At 57.5% G+C, this 23,395-nt stretch carries 24 protein-coding genes and 1 tRNA gene; 10 read left to right on the top strand and 15 right to left on the bottom strand.

Annotated elements, in window-relative coordinates:
* Positions 1 to 42 precede the first annotated feature (42 nt).
* The 8 genes from ABJN75_RS00190 to ccoS all read left to right on the top strand — a co-directional run bounded on the left by ABJN75_RS00190 (position 43) and on the right by ccoS (position 5,351).
* Positions 43 to 531 (top strand): DUF4149 domain-containing protein, encoded by a 489-nt coding sequence (locus tag ABJN75_RS00190; RefSeq protein ID WP_348435677.1) that lies wholly within the window; start codon positions 43 to 45, stop codon positions 529 to 531.
* Between the two features lie 291 nt (positions 532 to 822).
* Positions 823 to 2,448 carry a cytochrome-c oxidase, cbb3-type subunit I gene (gene ccoN / locus ABJN75_RS00185; protein ID WP_348435675.1) on the top strand — a complete coding sequence of 542 codons (1,626 nt, stop codon included), beginning with the start codon at positions 823 to 825 and terminating at the stop codon, positions 2,446 to 2,448.
* A gap of 4 nt (positions 2,449 to 2,452) precedes the next feature.
* Positions 2,453 to 3,187, top strand: a complete 735-nt coding sequence (gene ccoO, locus ABJN75_RS00180; RefSeq protein ID WP_348435673.1) for a cytochrome-c oxidase, cbb3-type subunit II — start codon at positions 2,453 to 2,455, stop codon at positions 3,185 to 3,187.
* Positions 3,187 to 3,360 carry a cbb3-type cytochrome c oxidase subunit 3 gene (locus ABJN75_RS00175; protein ID WP_348435671.1) on the top strand — a complete coding sequence of 58 codons (174 nt, stop codon included), beginning with the start codon at positions 3,187 to 3,189 and terminating at the stop codon, positions 3,358 to 3,360. Before ccoO ends, ABJN75_RS00175 begins: the two co-directional genes overlap by 1 nt.
* A complete protein-coding gene (gene ccoP, locus ABJN75_RS00170) occupies positions 3,348 to 4,214 on the top strand; it encodes a cytochrome-c oxidase, cbb3-type subunit III (RefSeq protein ID WP_348435669.1) in 867 nt (288 codons plus the stop codon). The genes ABJN75_RS00175 and ccoP overlap by 13 nt, the downstream gene beginning before the upstream one ends.
* A complete protein-coding gene (locus tag ABJN75_RS00165) occupies positions 4,211 to 4,369 on the top strand; it encodes a hypothetical protein (RefSeq protein ID WP_348435667.1) in 159 nt (52 codons plus the stop codon). Before ccoP ends, ABJN75_RS00165 begins: the two co-directional genes overlap by 4 nt.
* 11 nt (positions 4,370 to 4,380) lie before the next feature.
* Positions 4,381 to 5,184, top strand: coding sequence for a DUF2189 domain-containing protein (locus ABJN75_RS00160; protein WP_348435665.1), 804 nt, complete (start codon positions 4,381 to 4,383; stop codon positions 5,182 to 5,184).
* Positions 5,181 to 5,351, top strand: a complete 171-nt coding sequence (ccoS, locus tag ABJN75_RS00155; RefSeq protein ID WP_348435663.1) for a cbb3-type cytochrome oxidase assembly protein CcoS — start codon at positions 5,181 to 5,183, stop codon at positions 5,349 to 5,351. Before ABJN75_RS00160 ends, ccoS begins: the two co-directional genes overlap by 4 nt.
* 36 nt (positions 5,352 to 5,387) lie before the next feature.
* On the opposite strand, the gene ABJN75_RS00150 is transcribed toward ccoS, so the two are convergent.
* The 7 genes from ABJN75_RS00150 to ABJN75_RS00120 all read right to left on the bottom strand — a co-directional run bounded on the left by ABJN75_RS00150 (position 5,388) and on the right by ABJN75_RS00120 (position 13,377).
* Positions 5,388 to 5,756 carry a sigma factor-like helix-turn-helix DNA-binding protein gene (locus tag ABJN75_RS00150; protein WP_348435661.1) on the bottom strand — a complete coding sequence of 123 codons (369 nt, stop codon included), beginning with the start codon at positions 5,754 to 5,756 and terminating at the stop codon, positions 5,388 to 5,390.
* A gap of 296 nt (positions 5,757 to 6,052) precedes the next feature.
* Entirely contained in the window at positions 6,053 to 7,111 is a 1,059-nt protein-coding gene (locus ABJN75_RS00145; protein ID WP_348435659.1) for a histone deacetylase family protein, read from the bottom strand.
* A 3-nt stretch (positions 7,112 to 7,114) separates the two neighbouring features.
* On the bottom strand, positions 7,115 to 9,277 hold the full coding sequence (locus ABJN75_RS00140; protein ID WP_348435657.1) for an ABC transporter permease subunit: 2,163 nt from the start codon (positions 9,275 to 9,277) through the stop codon (positions 7,115 to 7,117).
* Entirely contained in the window at positions 9,207 to 10,289 is a 1,083-nt protein-coding gene (locus ABJN75_RS00135) for a betaine/proline/choline family ABC transporter ATP-binding protein (protein ID WP_348435655.1), read from the bottom strand. The genes ABJN75_RS00140 and ABJN75_RS00135 overlap by 71 nt, the downstream gene beginning before the upstream one ends.
* 61 nt (positions 10,290 to 10,350) lie before the next feature.
* The gene (locus ABJN75_RS00130) at positions 10,351 to 11,289 is read right to left on the bottom strand and encodes an ABC transporter substrate-binding protein (RefSeq protein ID WP_348435653.1); all 939 of its coding nucleotides are present in this window, start codon (positions 11,287 to 11,289) and stop codon (positions 10,351 to 10,353) included.
* Positions 11,286 to 13,064, bottom strand: a complete 1,779-nt coding sequence (locus ABJN75_RS00125; RefSeq protein ID WP_348435651.1) for a choline dehydrogenase — start codon at positions 13,062 to 13,064, stop codon at positions 11,286 to 11,288. The genes ABJN75_RS00130 and ABJN75_RS00125 overlap by 4 nt, the downstream gene beginning before the upstream one ends.
* Positions 13,065 to 13,083: 19 nt before the next feature.
* Complete coding sequence (locus ABJN75_RS00120; protein WP_348435649.1) at positions 13,084 to 13,377, bottom strand: cupin domain-containing protein; 294 nt, start codon at positions 13,375 to 13,377, stop codon at positions 13,084 to 13,086.
* 222 nt (positions 13,378 to 13,599) lie between these two features.
* Here ABJN75_RS00120 and ABJN75_RS00115 point away from each other — a divergent pair, with 222 nt between their 5' ends.
* On the top strand, positions 13,600 to 14,532 hold the full coding sequence (locus ABJN75_RS00115; protein ID WP_348435647.1) for a LysR family transcriptional regulator: 933 nt from the start codon (positions 13,600 to 13,602) through the stop codon (positions 14,530 to 14,532).
* Between the two features lie 349 nt (positions 14,533 to 14,881).
* On the opposite strand, the gene ABJN75_RS00110 is transcribed toward ABJN75_RS00115, so the two are convergent.
* The 5 genes from ABJN75_RS00110 to ABJN75_RS00090 all read right to left on the bottom strand — a co-directional run bounded on the left by ABJN75_RS00110 (position 14,882) and on the right by ABJN75_RS00090 (position 18,567).
* Positions 14,882 to 14,957: transfer RNA gene (locus ABJN75_RS00110), tRNA-Lys, on the bottom strand.
* A gap of 110 nt (positions 14,958 to 15,067) precedes the next feature.
* Positions 15,068 to 15,988, bottom strand: a complete 921-nt coding sequence (locus tag ABJN75_RS00105) for a PhzF family phenazine biosynthesis protein (RefSeq protein WP_348435645.1) — start codon at positions 15,986 to 15,988, stop codon at positions 15,068 to 15,070.
* Positions 15,989 to 16,036: 48 nt separating this feature from the next.
* Complete coding sequence (locus ABJN75_RS00100; RefSeq protein ID WP_348435643.1) at positions 16,037 to 16,783, bottom strand: NUDIX hydrolase; 747 nt, start codon at positions 16,781 to 16,783, stop codon at positions 16,037 to 16,039.
* Between the two features lie 6 nt (positions 16,784 to 16,789).
* A complete protein-coding gene (locus ABJN75_RS00095; RefSeq protein WP_348435640.1) occupies positions 16,790 to 17,896 on the bottom strand; it encodes an endonuclease/exonuclease/phosphatase family protein in 1,107 nt (368 codons plus the stop codon).
* 68 nt (positions 17,897 to 17,964) lie between these two features.
* The gene (locus tag ABJN75_RS00090; RefSeq protein ID WP_348435638.1) at positions 17,965 to 18,567 is read right to left on the bottom strand and encodes a DUF922 domain-containing protein; all 603 of its coding nucleotides are present in this window, start codon (positions 18,565 to 18,567) and stop codon (positions 17,965 to 17,967) included.
* Positions 18,568 to 18,841: 274 nt separating this feature from the next.
* Here ABJN75_RS00090 and ABJN75_RS00085 point away from each other — a divergent pair, with 274 nt between their 5' ends.
* Positions 18,842 to 19,114, top strand: a complete 273-nt coding sequence (locus ABJN75_RS00085) for a YARHG domain-containing protein (protein WP_348435636.1) — start codon at positions 18,842 to 18,844, stop codon at positions 19,112 to 19,114.
* A gap of 781 nt (positions 19,115 to 19,895) precedes the next feature.
* Here ABJN75_RS00085 and ABJN75_RS00080 read toward each other — a convergent pair.
* The 3 genes from ABJN75_RS00080 to ABJN75_RS00070 all read right to left on the bottom strand — a co-directional run bounded on the left by ABJN75_RS00080 (position 19,896) and on the right by ABJN75_RS00070 (position 23,195).
* The gene (locus ABJN75_RS00080; RefSeq protein ID WP_348435634.1) at positions 19,896 to 20,222 is read right to left on the bottom strand and encodes a flagellar basal body protein; all 327 of its coding nucleotides are present in this window, start codon (positions 20,220 to 20,222) and stop codon (positions 19,896 to 19,898) included.
* 354 nt (positions 20,223 to 20,576) lie between these two features.
* Positions 20,577 to 22,427, bottom strand: a complete 1,851-nt coding sequence (locus ABJN75_RS00075; RefSeq protein WP_348435632.1) for a hypothetical protein — start codon at positions 22,425 to 22,427, stop codon at positions 20,577 to 20,579.
* 270 nt (positions 22,428 to 22,697) lie between these two features.
* Complete coding sequence (locus ABJN75_RS00070; protein WP_348435631.1) at positions 22,698 to 23,195, bottom strand: hypothetical protein; 498 nt, start codon at positions 23,193 to 23,195, stop codon at positions 22,698 to 22,700.
* Positions 23,196 to 23,395 lie beyond the last annotated feature (200 nt).

The following is a 23,395-nucleotide window of genomic DNA, read 5'->3' as shown; positions in this document are numbered from 1 at the left end:
CAAGCCGCATGACCAACAAGCCCCGCAGACAGGCCCCCTGACATGAACCGTCGCACCGCCACAAAGTTGCCCGAAGCGCTCGCCGCCTTCATCGCGATCATCTGGCTCGGCATGCTTCTCGGTGTTTCCTTCATCGCCACGCCGGTGAAATTCGAGGCCCCATCGCTCAGTCTGCCGGTCGCACTCGAAATCGGCAGGGCCACCTTCTCGCTGTTTTCGAGGATCGAATGGGGCACCGCGGCACTGCTGATGCTTTCCGTTCTTGCCTGCAAACGCAGACCACTATCCGGGCTTCTCGGGGCGGCGATTGTTGCGATCCTGATTGCGGAGTCATTCTGGCTCTTGCCGATCCTTGATGCGCGGGTGGAAGCGATCATCTCGGGAACGCCGACGCCTGCTGACTGGCATCATGTTGTTTATATCGCCATGGAAATCATCAAGATGGCCGGCCTTGTTGCGCTGTCCATCCACCTTCTGAGCCAGCTGTCATCCCAAGCCACTCCATCGGGAGGGTCAAATCCATGCACATGAAGCCTGCCCGCAATTTGGCCGGGGTCGAGCGTGACCGTCGGAACTGTTTTGCCAGCCCCCCGAGAACGGGGAATACCAGTGATCGGAGGCTTGCATCAGGGGGCAATCATGATAATAGGTATTTTAAATACCTATTAATTAAGAGACCCGATTCGACGGACTTTCTTTGCGGTTCGGGTCTCTGCACGCCGAGGCAGACACCGACCCGTCCGGATTTGAGTTCCACCGGGATCAAGTCAACCACGACACCCCTATGCGCGCCGACCCACATTGCCTGACAAGGATATTCCGATGATTGCACACTTGTCCCGAACAGAACGTCAGTGGGCCGCTGTCCTCGCCGGACTTCTGGCACTGCTGGGTTTGACGATGGCGGTCGCGGCAAGGCAAGGTCCGATGGCGGTGCACGGGTTCATGGCGCTGGCACTCGGCGCGGGGCTGTTCATTGCCGTGGCCAGCGTGCTGGAAAAACCGCAGGCAAACCCGGGCAGGCTGCAGCAATATTACGATGACCCGACCAAGGTCGGCATTGTTCTGTCCATGATCTGGGGCCTGTTTGCCATGGGCATCGGCCTTTGGGTCGCCGCCTTGATGGTTTGGCCCGACGCCACCTTTGGCCAGGCCTGGATGAGCTACGGACGTATCCGTCCGGTGCATACCACAGGGGTGATCTTCGCTTTTGGCGGCAATGCCCTGATCGCCACCTCGTTCCATGTCATGCAGCGCACCAGCCGCACCCGGCTTGCCGACCAGCTCAGCCCCTGGTTCGTGCTGGTGGGCTACAACCTGTTTCTGGTCTGGGCGGTCACCGGCTACATGATGGGTGTCACCCAGTCCAAGGAATATGCCGAGCCCGAATGGTATGCCGATCTATGGCTGGTGGTGGTCTGGGTTGCCTATCTGGTGCTTTATCTGCGCACCCTGGCGCGCCGGGCCGAGCCGCACATCTATGTGGCCAACTGGTATTATCTTGCCTTCATCGTCGTGGTGGCCGTGCTGCACATCGTCAACGGCTTCGCCCTGCCGGTGAGCTTTGCCGGCACCAAGAGCTACCCGGCTTTCTCCGGCGTCCAGGACGCGATGGTGCAGTGGTGGTACGGCCACAACGCCGTCGCCTTCTTCATGACCTCGGGATTCCTGGGGATGCTCTACTACTATCTGCCGGTCAGATCGCAGCGGCCAATCTATTCCTACCGGCTGTCGATCCTCAGCTTCTGGGGTATCACCTTCTTCTATCTTTGGGTCGGCTCGCACCACCTGCACTACACCGCGCTGCCGCACTGGGTGCAGACGCTGGGCATGACCTTTTCAATCATGCTGCTGGTGCCCAGCTGGGCCTCGGCAGGCAATGCCATCGCCACACTGAACGGCGCGTGGGGACGGGTCCGCGACGATGCCACATTGCGTTTCATGTTCGTGGCGGCGGTGTTTTACGGACTGTCGACTTTCGAGGGTTCGTTCATGGCAATCCGGCCGGTCAATGCGCTGTCGCATTACACCGACTGGACCGTCGGTCATGTCCATTCCGGCGCGCTTGGCTGGCTGGCGATGGTCACCTTCGGCGCCTTCTATTCGACCGTGCCGCTGATCTGGGGACGCAAGGCAATGTATTCCGCGCGTCTCATCGAATGGCATTTCTGGCTCGCCCTTGCCGGACTGCTCACCTACGTGTTTTCGTTGTGGAACGCCGGCATCACCCAAGGCCTGATGTGGCGCACCTACAATGCGGCGGGAACCCTCAACTATTCCTTCATCGAAAGCATCGATGCGATGCGCCCCTATTACATTGCCCGCTTCCTCGGCGGCGTGCTGTTCCTGGCTGGCATCTGTGTGGGGGCTGTCAATATCTGGCTGACGGTCCGCGGTGTTCGTGGCGAGGCACCTGATCGTCCATTCGCATTGCAGGGAGCGGAGTGAACCCATGTCTCTGTTCAAAGCCCACTACAATCTCGAAAAGAAATCCATCTGGCTGGTGGTCGGCATCATCGCTGCCGCCAGCGTCGGTGGTCTTGTCGAGATTGCGCCGCTGTTCACCATCGACCAGACGGTGGAGACCACGCCGGACATGCGGGTCTATACCCCGCTCGAACTGGCCGGACGCAACATCTACATCCGCGAAGGCTGCTATGCCTGCCACAGCCAGATGATCCGCACCCTGCGTGACGAGGTCGAACGTTACGGCCCCTACTCGCTGGCGGCGGAATCGCAATATGACCATCCGATGCTGTGGGGTTCGAAGCGAACCGGCCCGGACATCGCGCGGCTGGGAGGCAAATACTCCGACGAGTGGCATGTCGCGCACCTCAACAATCCACGCGACGTGGTGCCAAGCTCGATCATGCCTGCCTATCCGTGGCTGGGCCAAACCGGGCTCAATGTCTCCGATCTGGGCGCACATCTGGCCGCGCTCAAAACGCTGGGCGTGCCCTATACCGACGCCATGATCGAGAATGCGTCCAACGACGCCCTGGCGCAGGCCAGCCCTGACAGTGACGCGGCCAGCGAGGTTGCCGAACGCTATGGAGAGGCGACGAACATGCGGCGGTTCTCGAACCAGAAGACTGTGACCGAACTGGATGCGCTGATTTCCTACCTGCAGATTCTCGGCCAGATGACCCAGGCCGCTTACACCTCCGACCAGAAGGAGGCCGAGTGATGTCCCTGAGCCATGACCTGCTGGTGATGATCGCCAAATCCTTCGGCCTGTTTTACCTGATGGGGTTCTTCATCATCGTGGTGATCCACACCTATCGTCCCTCCAGCAAAGCCCTGGCGGACCATGCCGCACGCTCGGTTCTCGAACCGGAGGATCAGCCATGTCAAAAATAGAACGTGATCCGGTCACCGGCTACACCACCACCGGGCACGACTGGAACGGCATCAAGGAACTCAACTCGCCGATTCCGCGCGCGGTGATAATCTTCATTATCGTCACCCACCTTGCGGCCCTGATCGGATGGATCCTGCTGCCGACATGGCCGCTCGGACGCACTTTTACCAAAGGTGTGCTCGGGATCGATCAGAAGACCGACCTGGCCGCTGATATCGCCGCCGCAAACACCGCGCGGGCCGACTGGATGGCGCAGATGACCACACTGGATTTTGACACCATCCGCGCCGATCCGGAACTGATGGCCCGTGCGCTGGACACCGCCGCACCGATTTTCGGCCAGAACTGTGAGGCCTGCCACGGTAAGAACGGCATCGGCGGCCCGGGATTTCCGCGCCTTGCCGACACCAGCTGGATATGGGGCGGCACGGCTGAAGATATTGCCGAGACCATCACCGTCGGCATCAACAGCGCCCACCCCGACAGCCGCTTTGCCCAGATGCCCGCTTTCGGCCGCGACCAGATGCTCGAGCGCGACCAGATCCGCATGATGACGGCTTATGTCCAGACGCTTTCGAACGGCGTCATTGCCGACGACCCGTCAGAAGCAGCAGTGCTGTTTCAGGAAAACTGTGCGGCCTGCCACGGCGAAGACGCCCGTGGCGTTGAAGGCACCGGCGCTCCAGACCTCACCGATGCCGCCTGGATCTATGGTGGCGATGCGGGAAGCATCTGGCAGACGCTGATGAACGGACGCCAGGGCCACATGCCGACCTGGCAGAACCGCCTGTCCACCGCCGACATCCGCATGCTTGCGCTTTATGTCGAGGCCATGCCGGGGACACCACAATGACGCTGTCGCCACGCCTGCTTGCCGGACTGGCCGCCGCCGCGGCAATCGCAGTGGTGATCGCGGCGAACTGGCAGTTCGTTTCGCTCGCCACCGGCTCCCACCCCGGTTGCGTTCCCGTCACTCCGGCCAAACCTGCCGCTGCCGCAGGCTGTTGAACGAGGTTGCCATGCTTGAACCCCTTCCCGCTGTCCAACCTCCGGTTCGCCCCGACCGTGGCTATGCCCGGCATTTGCCCGCCACGGCGGCGCTGTCATGGCTCGCCGCCGGCTGGGCTGATTTCCGCCACAACCCGCTGCAGAGCCTGATCTACGGCCTGGCCAGTTTTGCCCTGTCGGTGCTGGTGATCTGGGGATTGGCGCTTGCCAATCTCATGTGGATGATTTTTCCCGCGCTGTCCGGATTTCTGGTGATCGGCCCGCTTGTCGCCATCGGGCTTTACGAAAAGAGCCGCAAGTTGCAGCGCGGCGAGAAGATCAGCCTTGCCGACATGCTGCTGGTGCGTCCGCGTTCCGGCGCGCAACTGGCTTTCGCCGGCCTGATGCTGTGCCTCCTGGTAATGGTGTGGCTTCGCGCGGCTGATCTGCTTTACGCCCTGTTTTTCGGGTTGCTGCCGTTTCCCGGCTTTGACCATATCCTGAGCCAGCTTTTCACCACGCCGCGCGGCTGGGCGCTGGTCCTGACCGGATCGGCAGTCGGCGGCATGTTCGCCGCCTTCGCCATGGCAATCAGCCTGTTCTCAATACCGATGCTGCTTGACCGCCGCACCGATGCGCTGACCGCACTGGGCACGTCATTCGCGCTCACCACCCACAATCTGCGCGTGGTGCTGCCCTGGGGCGTGATCGTCGCCTTTGGCTTTGCCATGTGCGCGGTGACGGGACTGCTGAGCATGATCGTCATATTCCCTCTGCTCGGGCACGGTACCTGGCACGCATGGGTGGCGTTGCGCCCCGAGGAGTTGGCCGAATGAATTACCTGTTCCTGATCCCGATCTCGATCAGCCTCGGCGGCGTGGCGCTGGCCGCCTTTCTGTGGAGCCTGCACACAAACCAGTATGAGGACCTCGAAGGCGCTGCCGCGCGGGTGCTGCTCCCGAATGCAACGCCGATTTCACCGAGGGACAAGTCAAAGAACTAAACCATCGCCGGAAGATCAAATCAGCTGACGTGGTTTCTACAACTCACCCTTTGAAACAAGGCGTGCGACAACCGTGTCGGCCATATGCGCACAACGGGCTCCATCGAACGGAAAGATGCTACCAAACCCACCCTGCAAGCGCTCTTCCAGCGCCGCACGCAACTGCCGGCGGGCGCGAAACAGGCGGGTTTTGACGGTAATCGAATTGAGCGACAGATCGCGGGCAATATCGCGAATCTTCATTCCCTCGACCTCATGCAGCAGGAACGGCAGCCGCAGCTCCGGTGTCAAACCAGCCACGGCCACTTCGAGAATGCCGCTGATCTGTGTGCGGCCAAAATTCGCTTCAGGCGTCTCGCTCCCGCCGACAAACCTGAGAATGTTGCCGTTGTTCTCCTCAGTCACGGTATCGTATTCTGACCCTACCGGAAATCACCGATGGCTATGAAATCCAGCTACACCACGCAAAGGGACACGATCCATCCTTGCGAAATTCGTCCGTCCGCTTCAGTCCCATAGTTTGTCTCCTTTGTTGCAGTAAATGCTATCAAAGGAGCGGCATCAACCCGCGACAGGTCCATGTATCCAGTGCGTGACAAAGTGCGATTGTTTCAATCACCATTGGACCCTGGGCAGCATGAGCAAAGTTCGCACGTTCGGCTGGCATTCGGCCAAAGGCGCATCTCAATCCGCCACGCCGCTCAGCCGCGTTCAGGCAATACTTCCAAAACTTTTGTGGAGTATCCACAAATAATATTGGCGACATTCGTGCCAAGTTCGCTCATCGAATATCCACCTTCCATTACGAACTGCGTTGGGCGGTTCAGCGTCCGGATTTTATTGCCGATATCTGTGAAATCCAGGCTTCGCAGCATGAACCCACCCACTGGGTCGTCGGCAAAGGTATCAACCCCAAGCGACACAACGAGCACATCGGGATTATAGGCTTCAATGCGTTGAAGGGCGGTCTGAAGGGCTTGCTCCCATACAGAATAGTCGGTGCCGCGCGGCATTGGCAGATTAAGGTTGTAGCCTTTGCCATCCCCTTCTCCGACTTCGGTCGCGTAGCCCAGAAGAAACGGATATTCATCTTCGGGCCGGCAATGAAGCGACGCAAAGAATACATCCGAGCGCTGATAAAAAATCGTCTGGGTGCCGTTGCCGTGGTGATAATCGATATCGAGGATGGCCACTCGCTTGCTGCCGGCGTTGAGATGGGCCTGCGCCGCAATCGCGGCATTGTTCATGTAGCAATACCCTCCCGCCAGATCCTGCGAAGCATGGTGCCCTGGCGGACGGCAAAGCGAGAACACTGCCTGCTCGCCGCTCTGAATCAAACCGGCTCCTGTCAGCGCGACATCCTTGGCCGAATTTATTGCGGTCCAGGTGCCTTTCACGAACGGAACACAGACGTCAAAAGTATAGCAACTCAGCATCGAATGAACCGAAGCGTTGGGCGACTGGCCCATTGAGCGCATTCCGAAAGTATAGGCAGTGGCGAACCCGCCGGGACCAAATTCCTGTTCCCAAAGCGGGTAGCAGCGTTGCAGAAAACTGATGAAGGCCGGATCGTGTATCTGGTGCGCGACCTCCAACCCATGGGCTTGCGGCGGCACCACATCCTTGAACCCGGCCTTGGCGAGCGCTTCCATGATGATGTCCATGCGCTCTGGGCTTTCGGACATCGGAATCATCTGATCGTACCGCATCTCCTTTGCGCCCGCATGTTCGCGATGATCGTCGGAATAAACCAGTTTCATGCTCTACCCTTTCGTCAAATTTTTCTGATAGTTGCGTTGCCAGGCCTGGCAGAAGCGATCCGCGGTCATGGCGATGATGGCCATTCCGATCCCGGCGACGAACCCTTGCCCGAAATTGCCGGAGCTGAGACCGATATAGACCTCCTGGCCAAGTCCGGTCGTGCCAACCAGTGCTGCAATCACCAGCATCGCGATGCCAGCCATGATCGATTGATTGAGCCCGAGCATGATGTTGGGCAGCGCCAGCGGCAGCTTGACCAAGAAGAGCAACTGGCTCGGCGTTGCCCCGAGACTCGTCGCCGCCTCCACGGCATCGGTTGAAACTTGTCTTATGCCGTGTTCGGTGTACCGGAATGCAGGCACGAGCGCGTAAAACACAATGGCAAACAGGGCCGTAAACTCGCCAATCTTGAACAGCATCACGATTGGAATCAGCAAAACAAAAGGCGGCATCGTCTGTAGCGTGTCGTTGACCGGGCGCATGACCTTTGAAAACCAATCGTTCTGTGCAGCGACAATCCCGAGCGCAGAACCGATAGCAAACGCGGCAAGAACTGACAGCGAGCACAGATAGAGCGAGAGCATCGCTTTGTCCCAGGACCCGGAGACCAGAAGAAAGCCCGTCGCAAGCGCGGTACCGATAGCCAGGGGAAAGCCACCGAGGCAAAAGCCGAAATAGGTCAGGATCGCCAACAACGCGGGCCAAGGCATGTCGGTAAGGCCCACATAGAAAACCAGCGACAGGACGACGATCCAGACGGCCAAAGCTGTCCGCCGCACACGCCATGCTGCGAAGGTTGCAGCGCCGATGAGGATGCAATATCCGGCCACATGCCAAGGCTGTAGTTTGAACCCCCAAGTAAAAGGGCTTATAGCAGTATCAAAACCCAGCTTGAGCGGCAGCATCACCACGAACAGACTGGCGTTCTTGACACCGTCGAGCGCCGGTTTGAAATTGACAACGAACCAATTTATTGCCTCATCGAGCGGGCTTACCAAGTCCAAGTGCCAGCCGTTCGGCCAGTGAGCCAAAATCGGGAAAACAGTCTGCAGGGCCATCAGGGCAAGAACAATTCCGATGACGGTCAGGGAAAATCCGTAGCGCTGCATACTGCTCTTCACAATGGTGGTCGCCCCTTCGCGTTCGGCAAATCCGAACGTGATCCTGTCAAGGATCATGGCCATCAATGCAATGACAATGCCTGCTACGAGGCTTTCGCCGAACTGCGCCTTGCGCATGGTCGACAGCACCTCCCAACCGATATCCGCGGTGCCGCCGATAATCGAGGCGACAATCACCATGCTCAGTGAGGCCATCGTGGTCTGGTTGACACCGATCAGTATTTGGCGAAGCGCGGACGGAAGCCGAACCTGTCGAAACGACTGAAACGATGTTGCACCCGACATCAGTCCTGCCTCAATGATATCGGAGGGGACCCGTTCCAGCCCCAGGATGGTATTGCGCACCATTGGGGGGAACGCAAAAAGGATAGAGGCCACGAGTCCGACAACCGGACCAAACCCGAACAAGAGCAGAATCGGCAAGAGATAGGCAAAGGCCGGAATTGTTTGTGCAATATCAAGCATGGGATAAATGGCGCGTTGAGCTCGCGGAGACACAAAGCCCCAGACGCCCAGACCGAATCCAATCAGAACTGCCAGCGGCACTGAGATGAACACTAGCGCAAAGGAGTTCATCGCTTCGAACCAGAGGTCCACAGTCTGCACATAGACAAGGCTCAGGGCGGTAAATGCCGCCAGTCCCGCACCGCGCGCGCGAAAGGCCATGGCTGCCATGACAAAGGTAAACACACTCCACGGCAGGACGTGAAGCAGCGCGCGAATCCATTCCATCGGAGCAGACAGAAGCACGGTTATGGCCTTGAAGAACGGCTCGAAATTGGCGATCACCCAATCCATAACTGCGTTCAAGGCACTGTCTATCGGCAACATGAGACGGTCAGGATAGTGAGCAACCCAATCGACGCGATCCTGCACGAGGATGCAGCCAAAGGCCAACAAGACGACGAGCAACCAGCCCCGGCTACGTTGCGCGCCAACGTGAGGATCTGCGGACAGCTTGGTACTTTTCAGTCTATTCAGCGTCATTGTATCGCTTACGTTCCACCGAAGCGAGCGCCCGGATAAAGGAGGCGGGGGTAACAATACCCAGTTCTACCCCCGTCGGGTCTTCCACGACGATCCCCTCAGGCTGGCTGGACAGGATGCTCACCAGGTTCTCTGCCGTGGTCCGGCTTGATACCCGCTGCATCCCGGAGGTGTCGCCAGTCATTTCCACTGTGCATTCCCCCGCACGCAGCACGCGGATCCGCGGCACTTCGCTGGCGAACTGGGCGACATAGTCATCCACCGGGTTCAGGATCAATTCTTCCGGAGTGCCAATCTGCACGATCTTACCCGCCCGCATGATCGCCATGCGATCAGCGATCCGCAACGCTTCGAGAAAGTCATGCGTAATGAAGACGATGGATTTTTGAAGAACCCGCTGGATGCGCAGGAATTCATCCTGCATCTGACGTCGGATCAGCGGGTCGAGTGCAGAAAACGGCTCATCCAGCAGCCAGAGGTCAGGTTCGACAGCCAGCGACCGCGCAATGCCGACCCGCTGTTGTTGGCCGCCGGAAAGCTGGCCTGGAAAGCTTTGCTCACGCCCCGTGAGCCCAACAAGCTCGATGACGCGCTGCGCCTTTTCCTGCTGCTCCGCCAGCGACAACTTCTGAAGCCGCAGGGGGAAGGCTACGTTTTCCAGGACAGTGAGATGCGGCAGCAGTCCAAAATTCTGGAACACCATTCCCATCTTGTGGCGCCGGACCTCGATCAATTCTTTCGGGCTCATGCTCAGAAGATCATCACCGTCAAGCAGGACCTGTCCGTGAGAGGCGTCGATCAGCCGCGACAGGCAGCGGACGACGGTGGATTTGCCCGATCCGGAGAGGCCCATAATGACGAATATCTCGCCGACATGGACGTCGAAGCTGACATCGATTACGGCAGGCAAATGGTCCTCGTCACGCATCCGCGCCGCGAGGGCATCGACAGCGATCTCGCCCCCTGGCTTTTCGAAGTAAGAATCGGGGTTCGGACCGAAAACCTTCCACAGGTTCCGGCAGGACACCTTTACTTCGGCCGCAGTGCGATCCGCTTCATTCGCAAGCACAATGTTTCTCCGAGTTTACAAGGGTCGAGACCCGGCAGGTTTGCCGGGTCTCGGTTGGCTTTTACTTGATCCATTCTGACCATTTGGCCTCGTTGGTGTCGATCCATTCCTGAACCACCTCGTCCAGGGCGCGTCCGCCCTGATCGACCTCGAAGATCATCGCATTTTGCTCTTCGTTCGTCAGGGTGAACTTCTCGACAAAGGCTGCTGCGCCCGGCCATGTGACGGGCATCTGACTCGACACGATCTTGTTGACTGAAGCCTGTGCAAACCCGCAAGCGGTCTCGCGCACTTGGGTTTCTTCGACGCATTCACCTTCTATGGGGTTCCACACCACCGACTCCAGCTCGAATTCAGCGAACACCCAGTGGGGTTGCCACATCATCATCAGGATAGGTTCCTCAGAAGCAATGGCGCTCTTGAGTTCCGCCATCATTGCACCTTCGGAGCCGCCGGGCACCGCGGTGAATGGCAAATCGATTGCCTTGATGACCGAGGCTGATCGGGTCCCCCAGTCGGCAGGATAAGAGACCAGACGTCCGTTCGGAAAGGTTTCAGCGGTGGCGAAAGCCTCGGCACAATCGTAGAGTGCCTGATAATCAGGCAGGCCAGGGCATTTCTCAGCCATATAAGGAGGGTATATCCACCCATCCTGTGGTTCCAGGCCCAAATCACCCAGGTTGACAAGCTTTCCCGACGCAAGACCATCTGTGTAGATATCCGTCACCGAATTATCCCAAACTTCGGGATTGAGATCCAATTCGTTCTGAGCCATCGCTGTGAATTGTGGCAAACCGCCAGCCGTGACCAGCTGGACCTGGTAGCCCATCTTTTTCAAAAGCTCAGCTGCGATGTTCGCGGAAAGATGCTGACCAGTCCATTCATTGATAGCAATCTTGATAGGCTTTTCCGACTCGACTTCGGCCACTGCAATCGAGGCAAAACTTCCCACCGACAAAAGGGTAAGAGCGAAAACTCCATTTTTCATGTAGCGCTTCATGAGGCACTCCTGGTTGGTGTTTCTGTCTTTGCATTCATTATGAGGGCCGCGTGCAAAGCTTCGCGGTTTGAAGAATAGTCGCAGCTGATGTGTTGTGATCTTTGCCGTGTTTCCCATTCCGGATCAGCCAGAAGCGGCGCTTCTGCAGCGGTGGCCAAATCACGTCCGCGGATCAGGTCTGCCGAGCGTTCCGCCAGCATCATCGTCGGCGCGTTAAGGTCGCCCGCCGTCGCCTGCGGCATGACGGAGCTGTCGACCACGCACAGACCGCTGACACCACGCACCTTCATTGTCTCGGAATCGACGACTGCGCTTTCGTCGCATCCCATGCGACAGGTTCCGCAAGGATGGTAGGCGCTCTCAACTTTATCGATGATGAACTGGTCGAGACTTTCGTCACTTAGGCAATCCTCGCCCGGCGCAAGCTCCCGTCCCCGGTAGGGATCCATCGCGGGCTGGGCGAAGATCTCGCGCGTCAACCGGATGCAGGCGCGCATCTCCAACCAGTCGTCGGGGTGCGTCATGTAGTTGAACTGCACTTTCGGCAAGTCTTGCGTTAATGCAGAGCGCAATTTGACCGTCCCGCGGCTCTTCGAGCGCTTTGTTCCCACATGAACCTGGAAGCCGTGCCCATCTGCCATTGTCGTGCCGTCGTAGGAAACCGCCAGCGGCAGAAAATGATACTGAATATCCGGGTAAACGATGCCTGCGCGGCTGCGGATATGGCCACCAGTTTCAAAATGGTTTGTGGCCCCCAGCCCGGACTTTGTAAGCAACCAGCGAGCACCGATCATCGCCTTTCCGAAGGGATTCATCTTCGAATAGAGCGAGACGTTCTGCGTGCATTCCTGTTGCAGGTAGATCTCGAGATGGTCCATCAGGTTGGCGCCGACTTCGGCGCGGTCCGCCACGACATCAATGCCATGCGCCCGCAACTCGTCGGCTGGTCCGATACCGGACCGTTTGAGGATGGTTGGCGACATGATCGAGCCGGCACAGAGAACGACATTCCGACCAGACCGGGCAAACATCGCTTTTCCGTTGCACGAAAAAAGCACACCAGTTGCCTGCTTGCCTTCGAAAACGATTCGATCAACGAGTGCATGCGAAATCACACGCACATTGCCCCGCTTCACGGCCGGGCGCAGATAGCCAACCGCAGTGCTTGACCGCTCTCCATGGCCGACGTTCATCTCCATCGGGCCGAAGCCCTCATGCTGGCCATCATTCATGTTTGGGCTTCGGGCGTAACCCGCCTGCTGTCCCGCTTCCACGAAGGCGTGATAAAGCGGATTTGCCTCCGTTCCACGGGTCACCGAAATCGGCCCGTCAGTGCCGCGAGTTGCACCGCCATCCCGTACGTTTTCAAGCTTCTGGAAGTAGGGCAGCACATTGGCCCAGTTCCAGCCGTCGGCACCGAGAGCGGACCACAATTCGTAGTCCATCGGATTGCCGCGCACGTAGCACATTCCATTGATGGACGAAGACCCGCCAAGTCCCTTTCCGCGCGGCAGGTTCATCACCCGGCCGTTCAGACCGGGCTCCGGCTCGGTCTTCATCCCCCAGTTGAACCGTTTTGTGTTCATCGGGATGGAGAAAGCCGACGGCATCTTGACGAAAATGGAATTGTCATTGCCTCCGGCTTCCAGAACCAGAATGCGCAAATTCCGATCTTCTCCGAGGCGGTTGGCAATGATGCAACCTGCGGAACCGGCACCGACAACCACATAGTCGTAGGTGCCGAGATCCTGGGTGTTTTTGGGGATATCTGACATGGTGTAAAACGCAGCCTTCTCAGTCGATGATCACGTAGAATTTCAACATTGGCTCGGTTTGCTTCCAGTAGCCCCGGAAGCCTTTCGGAACGAGAAATGCGTCACCCTTCGAATAGGTCTCCGAGAAGCCGTCACTCTCCATTGTTACCGACCCTTCGAGCACATACATGAATTCATCACACGGGTAGTTCTCATAAAATTCGGTGTAAGGTGACGAGCGCCAGATACCTGAACGGAAACTTGGGGTTTCCCTCTGGAAGTAAATGTGATCCCGGCCCATCGGCTTGCCGTCAATCAGTTTGGCCGTTTCCAATGCAACATCTTCGGCAGATGCCCAACCCTCTGGACCTTTCGCAGCAAATCTTATTGGCAATGACATCCGTCGATCCTCTCGTAGATTAAACACCCTCAGAAGCGTGAGACCCGCTTTCTGGAAGTTGTCCTTGAGCCTAGGAGAAGCTGGTTGCTTCGCAAAGCGACAAATAGTACGATGAGGTAATCTAAAGTTACCATTGATTGTTGCAAGATGTACTCATTGACCTCCCTACGTGCATTTGATCTCGTTGCCCGGTTTGGTACGTTCACCGAAGCTGCCCGAGAGTTGAACGTGTCGCGACCGGCCGTCAGCAAGCAGATCAAGAACCTGGAACAACACCTGTGCTGCCAGCTTGTTGTGCGGTCACGGCCAAAGGTTGTGTTGACGGAAGAGGGAAGGCAACTGGCCGCAGGCCTGAAACAGGGCTTCGACCTCATTAACACGACAGCACAACGCATCACCGAGAGGCGCGCGCGGTCAAATGCAATTCACGTTCTGGTGGATCGGGATTTTGCAACGTCATGGCTCGCTGAACGGGTCGGTGGTTTCCTGATTCAGAATCCCGGTATTCTGGTCGAAGTCAGCGCCGAGCGTAACGGCTTTCTGCGCATGGATGAGGATTTCAGTTTCCGGATTTTCTACGGTCCCGCAGGAGCATTCGCGTCAGAGGTTCTCGAAGAGGAGGAACTCTGCGAATGGATTGACCTTCCCTTGTGCACCCAGGAGTACTCGGCAGCGCATGTGTCTGACGGGACTCTGGCGCCCACAACGCATTTTCTGATTGATAGCAACTACAACCCTTGGGAAACGTGGTTTCGAAGAGCAAAGATTCCCGATCCTGGCCAGGGAACAAGGCGGACCAGTTACAATGAAACCTCACTGTGCCTTTCAGCAGCACTGGCGGGCTCAGGCGTCACGATTGGCGATAGCTTCATGTGCCTTGGCGCGATAGCAGAGGGCCGGCTCGTTGCTCCGTTCAAGCTGGGATTGCGAAGTAGGGAGCGATACTGGATTTGCCGGCTGAAAAAAAGAGAGCTCACAGAAGCAGAGCGCTTGTTCCAAGCGTGGCTGGCACAGGAAGTTGTAACCTATCAACGGCGCGTCAATCAGGTGTTTACCGATCTGAATATCGAAGTTTTGGATGCAGACTGAGAAGGCCTTGGCGTAACGGGTGTAATGCTCCACCATTCGCTTGTTCGCGTTGTGGGACGGCTGAGTACATCAATGTGAGAGTGAAGACGCCATCGAACAAGGTGTATGGCAACCTTGTTGTGCGACGGCTTCTGAGGCTGAGAACCGTGTCCGCATGGGAAAACCGCAAATTGGGAGACTGGTTTCAGTGAAACACACTTGGAATTTATATGTTTCAGGGTGTTGCTCACATAAGGGCGTGCGGTTGACGCCTCGACACCTTTTTGGGCTTGTCACCCTTTTTCGAGGGTCACATTCAGCTTCACAATCTTGGGATGCCAAAACACCCTTAATTATCAAAGGAAAAAAATGGTGGGCGCGCACGGGCTCGAACCGTGGACCCGCTGATTAAGAGTCAGCTGCTCTACCAACTGAGCTACGCGCCCCACCTGTCCCGTTACCGGAACGAGGGGGCGTATAGACCGGATAAGAGGGCTTGTCCACACTGTTTTTCACGAAGTTCCGGCAACCCGCACAACAGCAGCCTGGTTTGGTCTCACAGCAGCAACCTGCCCGTGGCGATCCGCACCGCCTGGCCGCCAATCCGCACATGGGAAATTTCCGCGCCGGCACAGTCGATATGCAGATGGATCAGCGATGGCCGTCCCATTTCCACGCCCTGCTCGATCAGCAGCGGATGATTGCCGTCGAGCAGGCCGTCAAACTGGTGGATCGCGCCGGACAGGGCCGCCGCGGCCGAACCGGTTGCGGGATCTTCCGGCATGCCCTCGCCCGGCGCGAACATGCGGGCATGAAACGATGCAGCGTGGTTCACGCCGCCGCGGCAATAGACATAGGCATAGGCCAGTTGCCCGTCACCCATCGGTGCGATGCGCGCCCAATCGGCCGCACTGCACTCGGCCTTGGCGGCGGCGGCAAGATCGTGCACCGGAACCAGCACGAACGGCACCCCGGCGCTCCACAGCGAAACCCGGTGGTTTTCAAAGCCGATTTCCTGCGGATCCAGCCCCAGCGCCGCGCCGATGTCGGCGGGTTCGATCTCCGCTTCAAGCTGCCGCGACAGTTTCGGCAGGTCGAATTCCGCGAACCCGGCCTCACCCGCCGAGATCCGCACCGCACAGCGCACCGGCCCGATCTGCTCCTCGATCATCTTGACCATGTCGATGCCATTGGCGGGCACGGCATCGCCAAGCTGGATGTCGGCCAGCGCGATGGCTGCGCCCACGGTCGGATGGCCGGCGAAGGGAAGTTCGTGTGACGATGTGAAAATTCTCAGCCGCGCCGAATGCACCGGGTTTTCGGGTCTGAGCACGAACACCGTTTCCGACAGGTTGAACTCTCCGGCAATGGCCTGCATCCGCGCATCATCGAGATGATCGGCGTCAAACACCACGGCCAGCGGATTGCCGGCCAGCGCGGTGTCTGTGAAAACGTCGTAGATTGCGTAATCCGTCATGACATGCGGGTTCCCTGCGGTTGCGGCGCGAGCCGGAATAGGCGCATCCTAACCACTTCCCCCGGCCTGCCAACCGCTGTTGAAATCGGGGGCTGCGAAATGGAACCCGATCAGCGCCTGCATGTAGGGCGTCACGGTCGGTCCGGCATCGCCGAGTTTGCGCACGATCACCACATCGTCGATCTCCTGTTGCGGATCGGTGCGGATGTGATCGCCGATTCGATCGGCCAGAACGACAGCCGGTTCATCGATCAGGAACCGGCGGAACACCGCGACCAGACCACCATCGCGCCAGCACAGCAGCCGGTTTTCCGCCGCCATGCCCGACAGGTCGAGCCCGGTTTCCTCTTTCGCCTCGCGCAGGATGCTGCCATCGACATCGACCCGGCCGCCGCTGATATCGCTCTCGTCGAGCGAGCCGGCGGGCGCATAGACCCTGCCGGCATTGGCGGTCTTCGCCGCCATGCGGATCAGCAGCATGGCCCCGTCCGACGACAGCATCACCGCCGAGCCGAACAGATGCCATACATCGGCCCGCGGCCGGGACTGGATCATGTGCAGCAGCGCTGCGTAAGGCGCGCGGTGGCTGGTGCCTGCGAGGCCGCCGCCGTCGATCCGCAATCCGCGATGCAACATCACCGTGCCGTTGAACAGCCACGGCCGCTCCACCTGTTCGCGCGCCCAGTGCGCCACAATCGCCGCATGCTCGGCCAGCCGCCAGGGGTGGTCTGCCTCGTCAAGGCCGAGCCGCACGGTCTCGATGCCGAAGACGCGGTGTTCGGGGATGCCGGTCATCCTGCGTCAAACCAGATCGAAGGTCATTGCCACCGGGCAATGATCCGACGCCTTGGGCCGGTCCCAGCCGGTGCGCGGGTAGCGCTCGACATCCTGGCCGTCGGGAAACAGCGTGCGCCAGGGCTGGCCGGCGCGGATGATGTCGGGCAAGCGGTCGCGGCTGGTGCGGGTCATCGCCGGCGAGGCCAGCAGATAGTCGAGCTGGCACAGATGCCGCTCCTGAGGCCCGCGGGTGTGATACAGCGTCCAGCGGTCCATCACGGGCCGCCGCATCACCACGTTTTCGGCAAACCCGTCTGCTGTCAGCACCCGGACCGCGCCATCCTCGGCGTCTTCGGGAGTGAACTGATAGCCGTTGCGCCGGTCGCCGGTGATCACCAGCTTTTCCGAATAATCGTTGAAATCGCCGGCAATGACATAGCGCTTGCCGCCGCCATCGGGCCCGAACCGTTTGGTGATCAGCTTGCGCACAGCCCGCGCCTCGGCAATCCGCACCGGCATGGTCCAGGTGCGGCCGTCGATGCCGTCGCGCGAGCTTCCCATCGACTTGAAATGCACCACGTAGATGGTTAGCCGCCTGGTCCCGACCTGGACATCGACCTCGAGGCAATCGCGCTTGAACACCTTGTCATGCGGCTGGGCCAGACCGGCCAGATCCGGCGTATACAGCCCCAGCGCCTCGTAGGTCTGATGCGCGTGGCTGGTCACATCGAGCACCTCGATCCGCGCCCCGTCCAGCGTCTCCTCGCGCACCAGCATCGCCAGATTGATGCCGCGGCTGTCATTGGCCTCGATCAGCACCTTGTGGCGGTAGCCGTCGCCGATCATCTTGAACAGATAGCCATATTCGAAGCGGTGCAGCGTATCGAGATTTTCCACTTCCTGCAGGCACAGGATATCGGCGTCGGCCTCGGCAATCGCCAGCGCGGTCAACTGCCGGGTGTCGTCGGTCAGCGACACGGCGCGGGCGATTTCGGCCTGGCGGTACTGGGCTTCCGAGGCGAAATCGTAAAGCTGCGACACCCGGTCCTGTCTGAGTTCGTTGCGAAAGCCGGAGAAATCAAACCGGCTCAAGAGGTTTTCGGCATTGAAGGTGGCGATGCGAACGGTCATCCGGGATCCTGATTGCTGATTTGGCGTGGATGGCCGACCCTATTGAGACTGCTGCGCCGGGGCAAGACTCACGGCCCGTTGACCAGCGCCAGCACCAGGCTCTGCACCGCGCCGCCGTCGCCCATCTCGATCCGGTCGAATTCGCGGCCGCGGGCGCGCTGCTGGTCCGACAGCCGCTTGAGATGGGTCTGCAATTTGGCCCGCACCTTGTGACAGCCCGGATCGGCGGGTTCGCTCAGCCCGACGCTGACATCCTGGATCGCCTGCACCATCTCGATGATGTACTGGCCGTGCACCCGCTCATGTGCGGCGAGCCCGTCGGCAAACCGCTTCCAGCTCGACGCCACGGAAGACGGCATGGAGCCGCGCGGTTTGGGCAGCGTGTAGGTGATGATCAGCTTCGGATTGTTTGCAGCGATGACGCAACTGCCATCGCCGCGCTCACGGTAATCGCGCCCCCAGGTCAGCTTGAAGGTGGTGTGGGCGATGGTGCGGCGGTCACCGGAAATCACCGGGCCGTTGTCGCCGATAGAGCGGTACAGCTCAGCGCCCGACTGGCCGCTGACCGGATAGGCCTTGACCTGCTCGACCGCTTCCCAGGCAAAGGCCGGCGGCGCCAGAGTGAGCAGGACCGCAACCGCGGCGGTGATGAAAACGGGGAATCGGGTCATGCGTATCGGGCCTTGCTTGATCATGGCGGGATAAATCTGTCAGCCGGCAAATGCCAGCACCAATCCGGTTAAGCCGGAAATTGTGGCTTCCCTGAGTAGCGGCACGACAATGGCGGGCCGGCACAGCGCCGGGCCGCCTTTTGCCTGCTGCCGGAGGCTTCACCGGCAATCAGGCCCGAGCCTTGATCCCCGTCAATGCGGGCTTGAACCTGGCGATCAGGCATGGAACATGCTGCGGTGATCCGCATTGCCTGAACCAACCATGGAGCACGACATGAAATCCTCACTGATGCTGTTCGCCGCCGGCCTGACCACCGGCCTGATCGCGCTGGCCCCTGCCGCCTCGGCGGCGAGCTGCTGGGACCTCTGGTACGAGCGCAACGCCATCTTCGACGACAACGGCTACTGCTTCTCGTCGAGCCTTGGCAAGCGCACCTTCGACAATGCCGATTGCTGGACCCGCGACCCGGCCCTGAGCCAGTGGGAAGAACGCCGCGTTGCCCAGATCAAGGCCGAGGAACGCCGCCGCGGCTGCAAGGTCAACTGACACGCGCGGGCACGCCCAATCAGCGCAGCACAAATCCGCCCGCGCGGCCCTGCCGCCGGGGTGATGGGGAGACGAAGTCCGGAGGGCCGCACGCGGGCAGTGCCTTCTGAACGAAGTGTAATGGGTGGCGCTGTCAGCGCGCGGCCCGAAACTCGCCGGATGCTGTCCGGCATCCGACAGGCGGCGGCCTGCATGACGCGAGGGTTGGCGTATCCACCTGCCCCTCTTCAGGGCCCCTCGCCCGGATTGCTCCGGCCACGACCCGGACAGGCCGCGGGAGATGCTGTTGGCGCCGGTTCCGGCACGGACCCTGATCGCTGGGCGATGCCTCCCGCTCTGCCCCCGAAACCACGGGTGCGATGGAACACATCAAGCCAGATCATGTCCGCCACAGGCCCGGCCCGGTGGTCCCGCCCTCACCCGCACAACCGCTGGCTTGGAACGCAACCCGGCCCGGTGGCTGGCTTTGCACGGCGCTCCGGGGAGCACCGCCCGCCAGCGGAACCGCGATGGCTGCCGCCTCCCCGACCCGTCCGCCCTACGTCGGGACGCCCGGTCCGGGGCATTCCCTCCCGCCTGGCCCGAAACGTTCGCGATCCATCCGGCAGCGGAAGCAAGCCAAGTATGACATGGGCGTGGAGGATGGGGATAAAACCGGGCAGATTTTGTTGAAAATAGCCGGCATTGCCGGCCTGCGGCCTGCGCACCGGCGGCAGTGCGCCTGCCCTTCGCGGCAGCTACCGGTTTGGTTTAGCTGTATAATTCCAAATTGCGACCGGGCTCAGCGCCAGCGCTCGTCGCGGTCTTCCGGCGCCAGCGCGCTCATCAGCGCGTCCCACATATCCATGCCGGTTTCCATCACCGCGACATTGGCCTCGTAGGCCATTCTGGTGTCGATCATCCCGGCCATTTCCGTCACCAGATCGACATCGCCGCCGGCTTCGCGCGGCACCGCCCGCACCCCGCCACCGGGCGCGCTGACCATGTCGACGTCCCTGCGCGCATAGCCCGGCGTATCGGCATTGGCGATATTGTGGGCAATCGCATCCATGCGACTCTGCTGCGCGGCCATGCCTGAAAATGCGGTTGAGATGATGCTCGAAATCATGACGTTGTACTCTTGCTTGAGCACGACAGACTAGCGTCACGGGATTATCGGCGGGTTAGGGAACGTGGTTAATGGGGGGTGAGGGGGGGGGGCGGCAGCCGGCGGAACCCCGATGGCCTCCACCTCGGGACTGGCGCGTTACGTTCCCGCACCCACCCCGAAGCATTTCCTACCGCCTGGCCCGAAACGCTCGCGATCCATCCGGCAGCGGGAGAGCGGTGATTATGGCATGGGGGTGGAAGATGGGGAAAAGATTGGGGGGGGGTGGGAGGTGGCGGCGTCAACAAGCACCAAACACTAATCGAGCATCAATCAATGCGGCGCTTCGACGATGAAGCCGAACATTTTTTCGAATTAGATTTTCGATATATTTTTCGCGACCAATCCACCTGTCTTTTTTGCACTCTTCTCAAGTTCAAAACACACCTTCTGTCCAACTTCGAAACTATATTTTCGATCCAAATCGGACGTGCTAAAATAGATATCAACAGGAAGCCCTTCCTGCTTTATAAAGCCAAATTTTTTATTGGCAACCATACCAATTATTCTTCCTTCATTCATAGGCTTCTTTGAATTTGAAACATTCCTTTTAGATCCTATAACACTAGGCTTTACAAACTTCTTGCCCGTATTAAGGGTATTAGCAAGTCCGTAGTGAATTTCATACGTCATACCAAGTTTTACTTTTGGTGATATATTCGTAAGACTTCTCTCCCTGAAGCACCACCTAATAAAATTCTCATCCTCAGTCGGCTCGATGAATGAAATAATATTTTGATCGTAGAGAAATTGAATAAATTCGTCAGAATGCCTCATGAAATCAGGCGGCGACAAATCTTGATTATTTATAAATTCCGCGAAATCACCAAACGCCTGTTTATACTCAGCGTAATCAAATTTCTTATTACCTTGCAAAAATTCAAAAAACTTTAAAAATAACTCAAACTCCTCTTCATCATAATAAAATGCCAAACTATCCTTGATCTCTCCCAAAAGATAGTTTCCATACGTCTCCTTAAATAAAGGTGACATAAAATCGTTCAAATTAAAGTCTCCAACTCTTCCCGAATTCTTCTTATAAAGAGAGCCAGCTATGTCAAGTATAGTTAGTATATCCCTAGGTCTGTGATAAGAATACCTGAGAAGAACAATAAAGGACGTGTAGTTCACGTGACTTGAAGACAAGCTAGATGCATTAAATGGGAAATAACTATCCCAGCAGGCCCCAGCCTCAGGAGGCAATTCTTGTTGAGATGAAAAAAGACGGTCTGCCAAATAAAACAGCTCACTCGATCTATGCTTATCATAATCAGTAACCCAGTTCAAAACAACAGAGTTATCCTTCAATTTCGTATTTCTATTCTGTAGGCCGAGTGAGTTAAATATGTCCGGCCTCAGGAGTGTAATTGCCTTAATGCGCCCCTTACTATCCCGAATATCCGGGAAAAAATCGTTATTAAGGCTCCAAGCAGCGTTCGCCAATCCTCTAACGCATTCTTGATATTCAGAAAATGGAATGCCATTTGGCCGAATATCAATTCCATCAATAAAAACATTGAAACTCTTAGGAAGCTTGAGCTCCCTAAGAGCCGATTCCATTTCACGCTGCAGTGCAAGCAGGTTAGTTTGAAAGGTCTCCCTCTGACGAGTCTTCGTCAAACCGACCTCGTCCGAGATAGACAATTTCACCCCTGCCGCGCCGGCGACTATTGACGCTCCTGCCTTCGTATCTTCAATCACTTGAAGTGCTGATTTTATTTCAGGCGAAAAGGCATTAGAATAATACGCATCAATTACATTATTTATTCTCTCGAGCTTTCCGTATTGTAGTATTTTATCAGCCATAGTCGCAGAGTCATAAATCTCCTTACAGACAAGAAGAAGTATTATCACCTTCCAAATATCAACATAATCCGACAATTGAAGAGAATACTGGTTCTTAAGGAAAAGAAACTTCTGATAATCCGTCTCCCTAATAAACTTGTGCCTAGAATAGCTTCTCTCCGTTGGGGAGTTCGATAGATAAACAGCATAGGCTGTCTTTCCAGTCCCTTTTTCTCCCACAACAAAAAATATACCCGGATCCTGAATTCTATCTAACGCATCAGTACGCAAAAATATTCGATTAAATAGATCCTTGTTTTCTCTACGCCGATAGTTCTCGGCATCTGAAAATCCAAAAGTCAGCTCTCTTACGGATTTCATAAATTTTGATTCTCCGTCGGTTGCAATTAATTTGAAGGTGCCACCATTTATATGATGTGTCCACGGGCCATCGCAGCTGTCCGGTTTGTTAAACCATTCGTCTCGTACAGCGACCTATCTGCGGTCTTCGTTCAGATACTACTTGCTTGTTTGGACGCTCCGGGTTGAGCCGATGGAACTCACTGGTCCTTGCCTCAGTATTACAATATCGAAGAAATCTACGGGATATTGATCGAAATTGGGCTCGGCGCGCGGATCTATGATGGCGGATTACAAGTCCGGTGCCACCACAGGTTCGCCGGTATTTTGAAGCTGCTCTTGTAACGCATCAAGAGATTTAATCGTTATATCAGCTTGGCCAACTAGGTTTTTGCTGTCTAGTTGCAGTGTTTTCCAATTACTGGGTTCGAAAGTTGGGAGAGCACCCAATTGATCTGGTGCTGACATACGTAATCCTGCTTCAAGAGCCTGAATTTGTTCCGTAATTTCTCCAACGGCATCCGCGAGATCTACGACATTGCGAATGAGGCTAGCCTGTTGATTCGCGACAGATTTGACATCTTTCGTGAGCTGAACGCTTTCCGACTTAGTGGTGAATTTCAATGTTCCTTTGGACCATTCAAAATTCACGATATGCGGCAAAGCGATCAGAGCAGCGCCAAATACAAAGACCATAGATTGCCCGGCGGAAATATCGCGTTTGAAGAAGATAGCTGCCACGCCAAAAAATATCAGCAAAGTCCCCGCGATCATAACGTAGGTATCCATAGCAAACTCCTTAGGGAAAGTATTCCACACGAATACTGCCATAAGCCAATTTTCGTCGTTAGAGCCCGATCTGAAAGTTATTGAGTGATATCAGTGGGATGTGATTCCGTCGGATTGTCAAAGATTCGATGGAGGCCACTATGTCCTGGACTGATATCACCCGCGCTGAGCATAACCGCAAATCCGACCGCTATCCAACC

Source organism: Hoeflea sp. (assembly GCF_039975035.1).
GTDB lineage: Bacteria > Pseudomonadota > Alphaproteobacteria > Rhizobiales > Rhizobiaceae > Hoeflea.
Note: the sequence above shows the minus strand (reverse complement) of the source record. Positions and strands in the feature narration are given on the sequence as shown.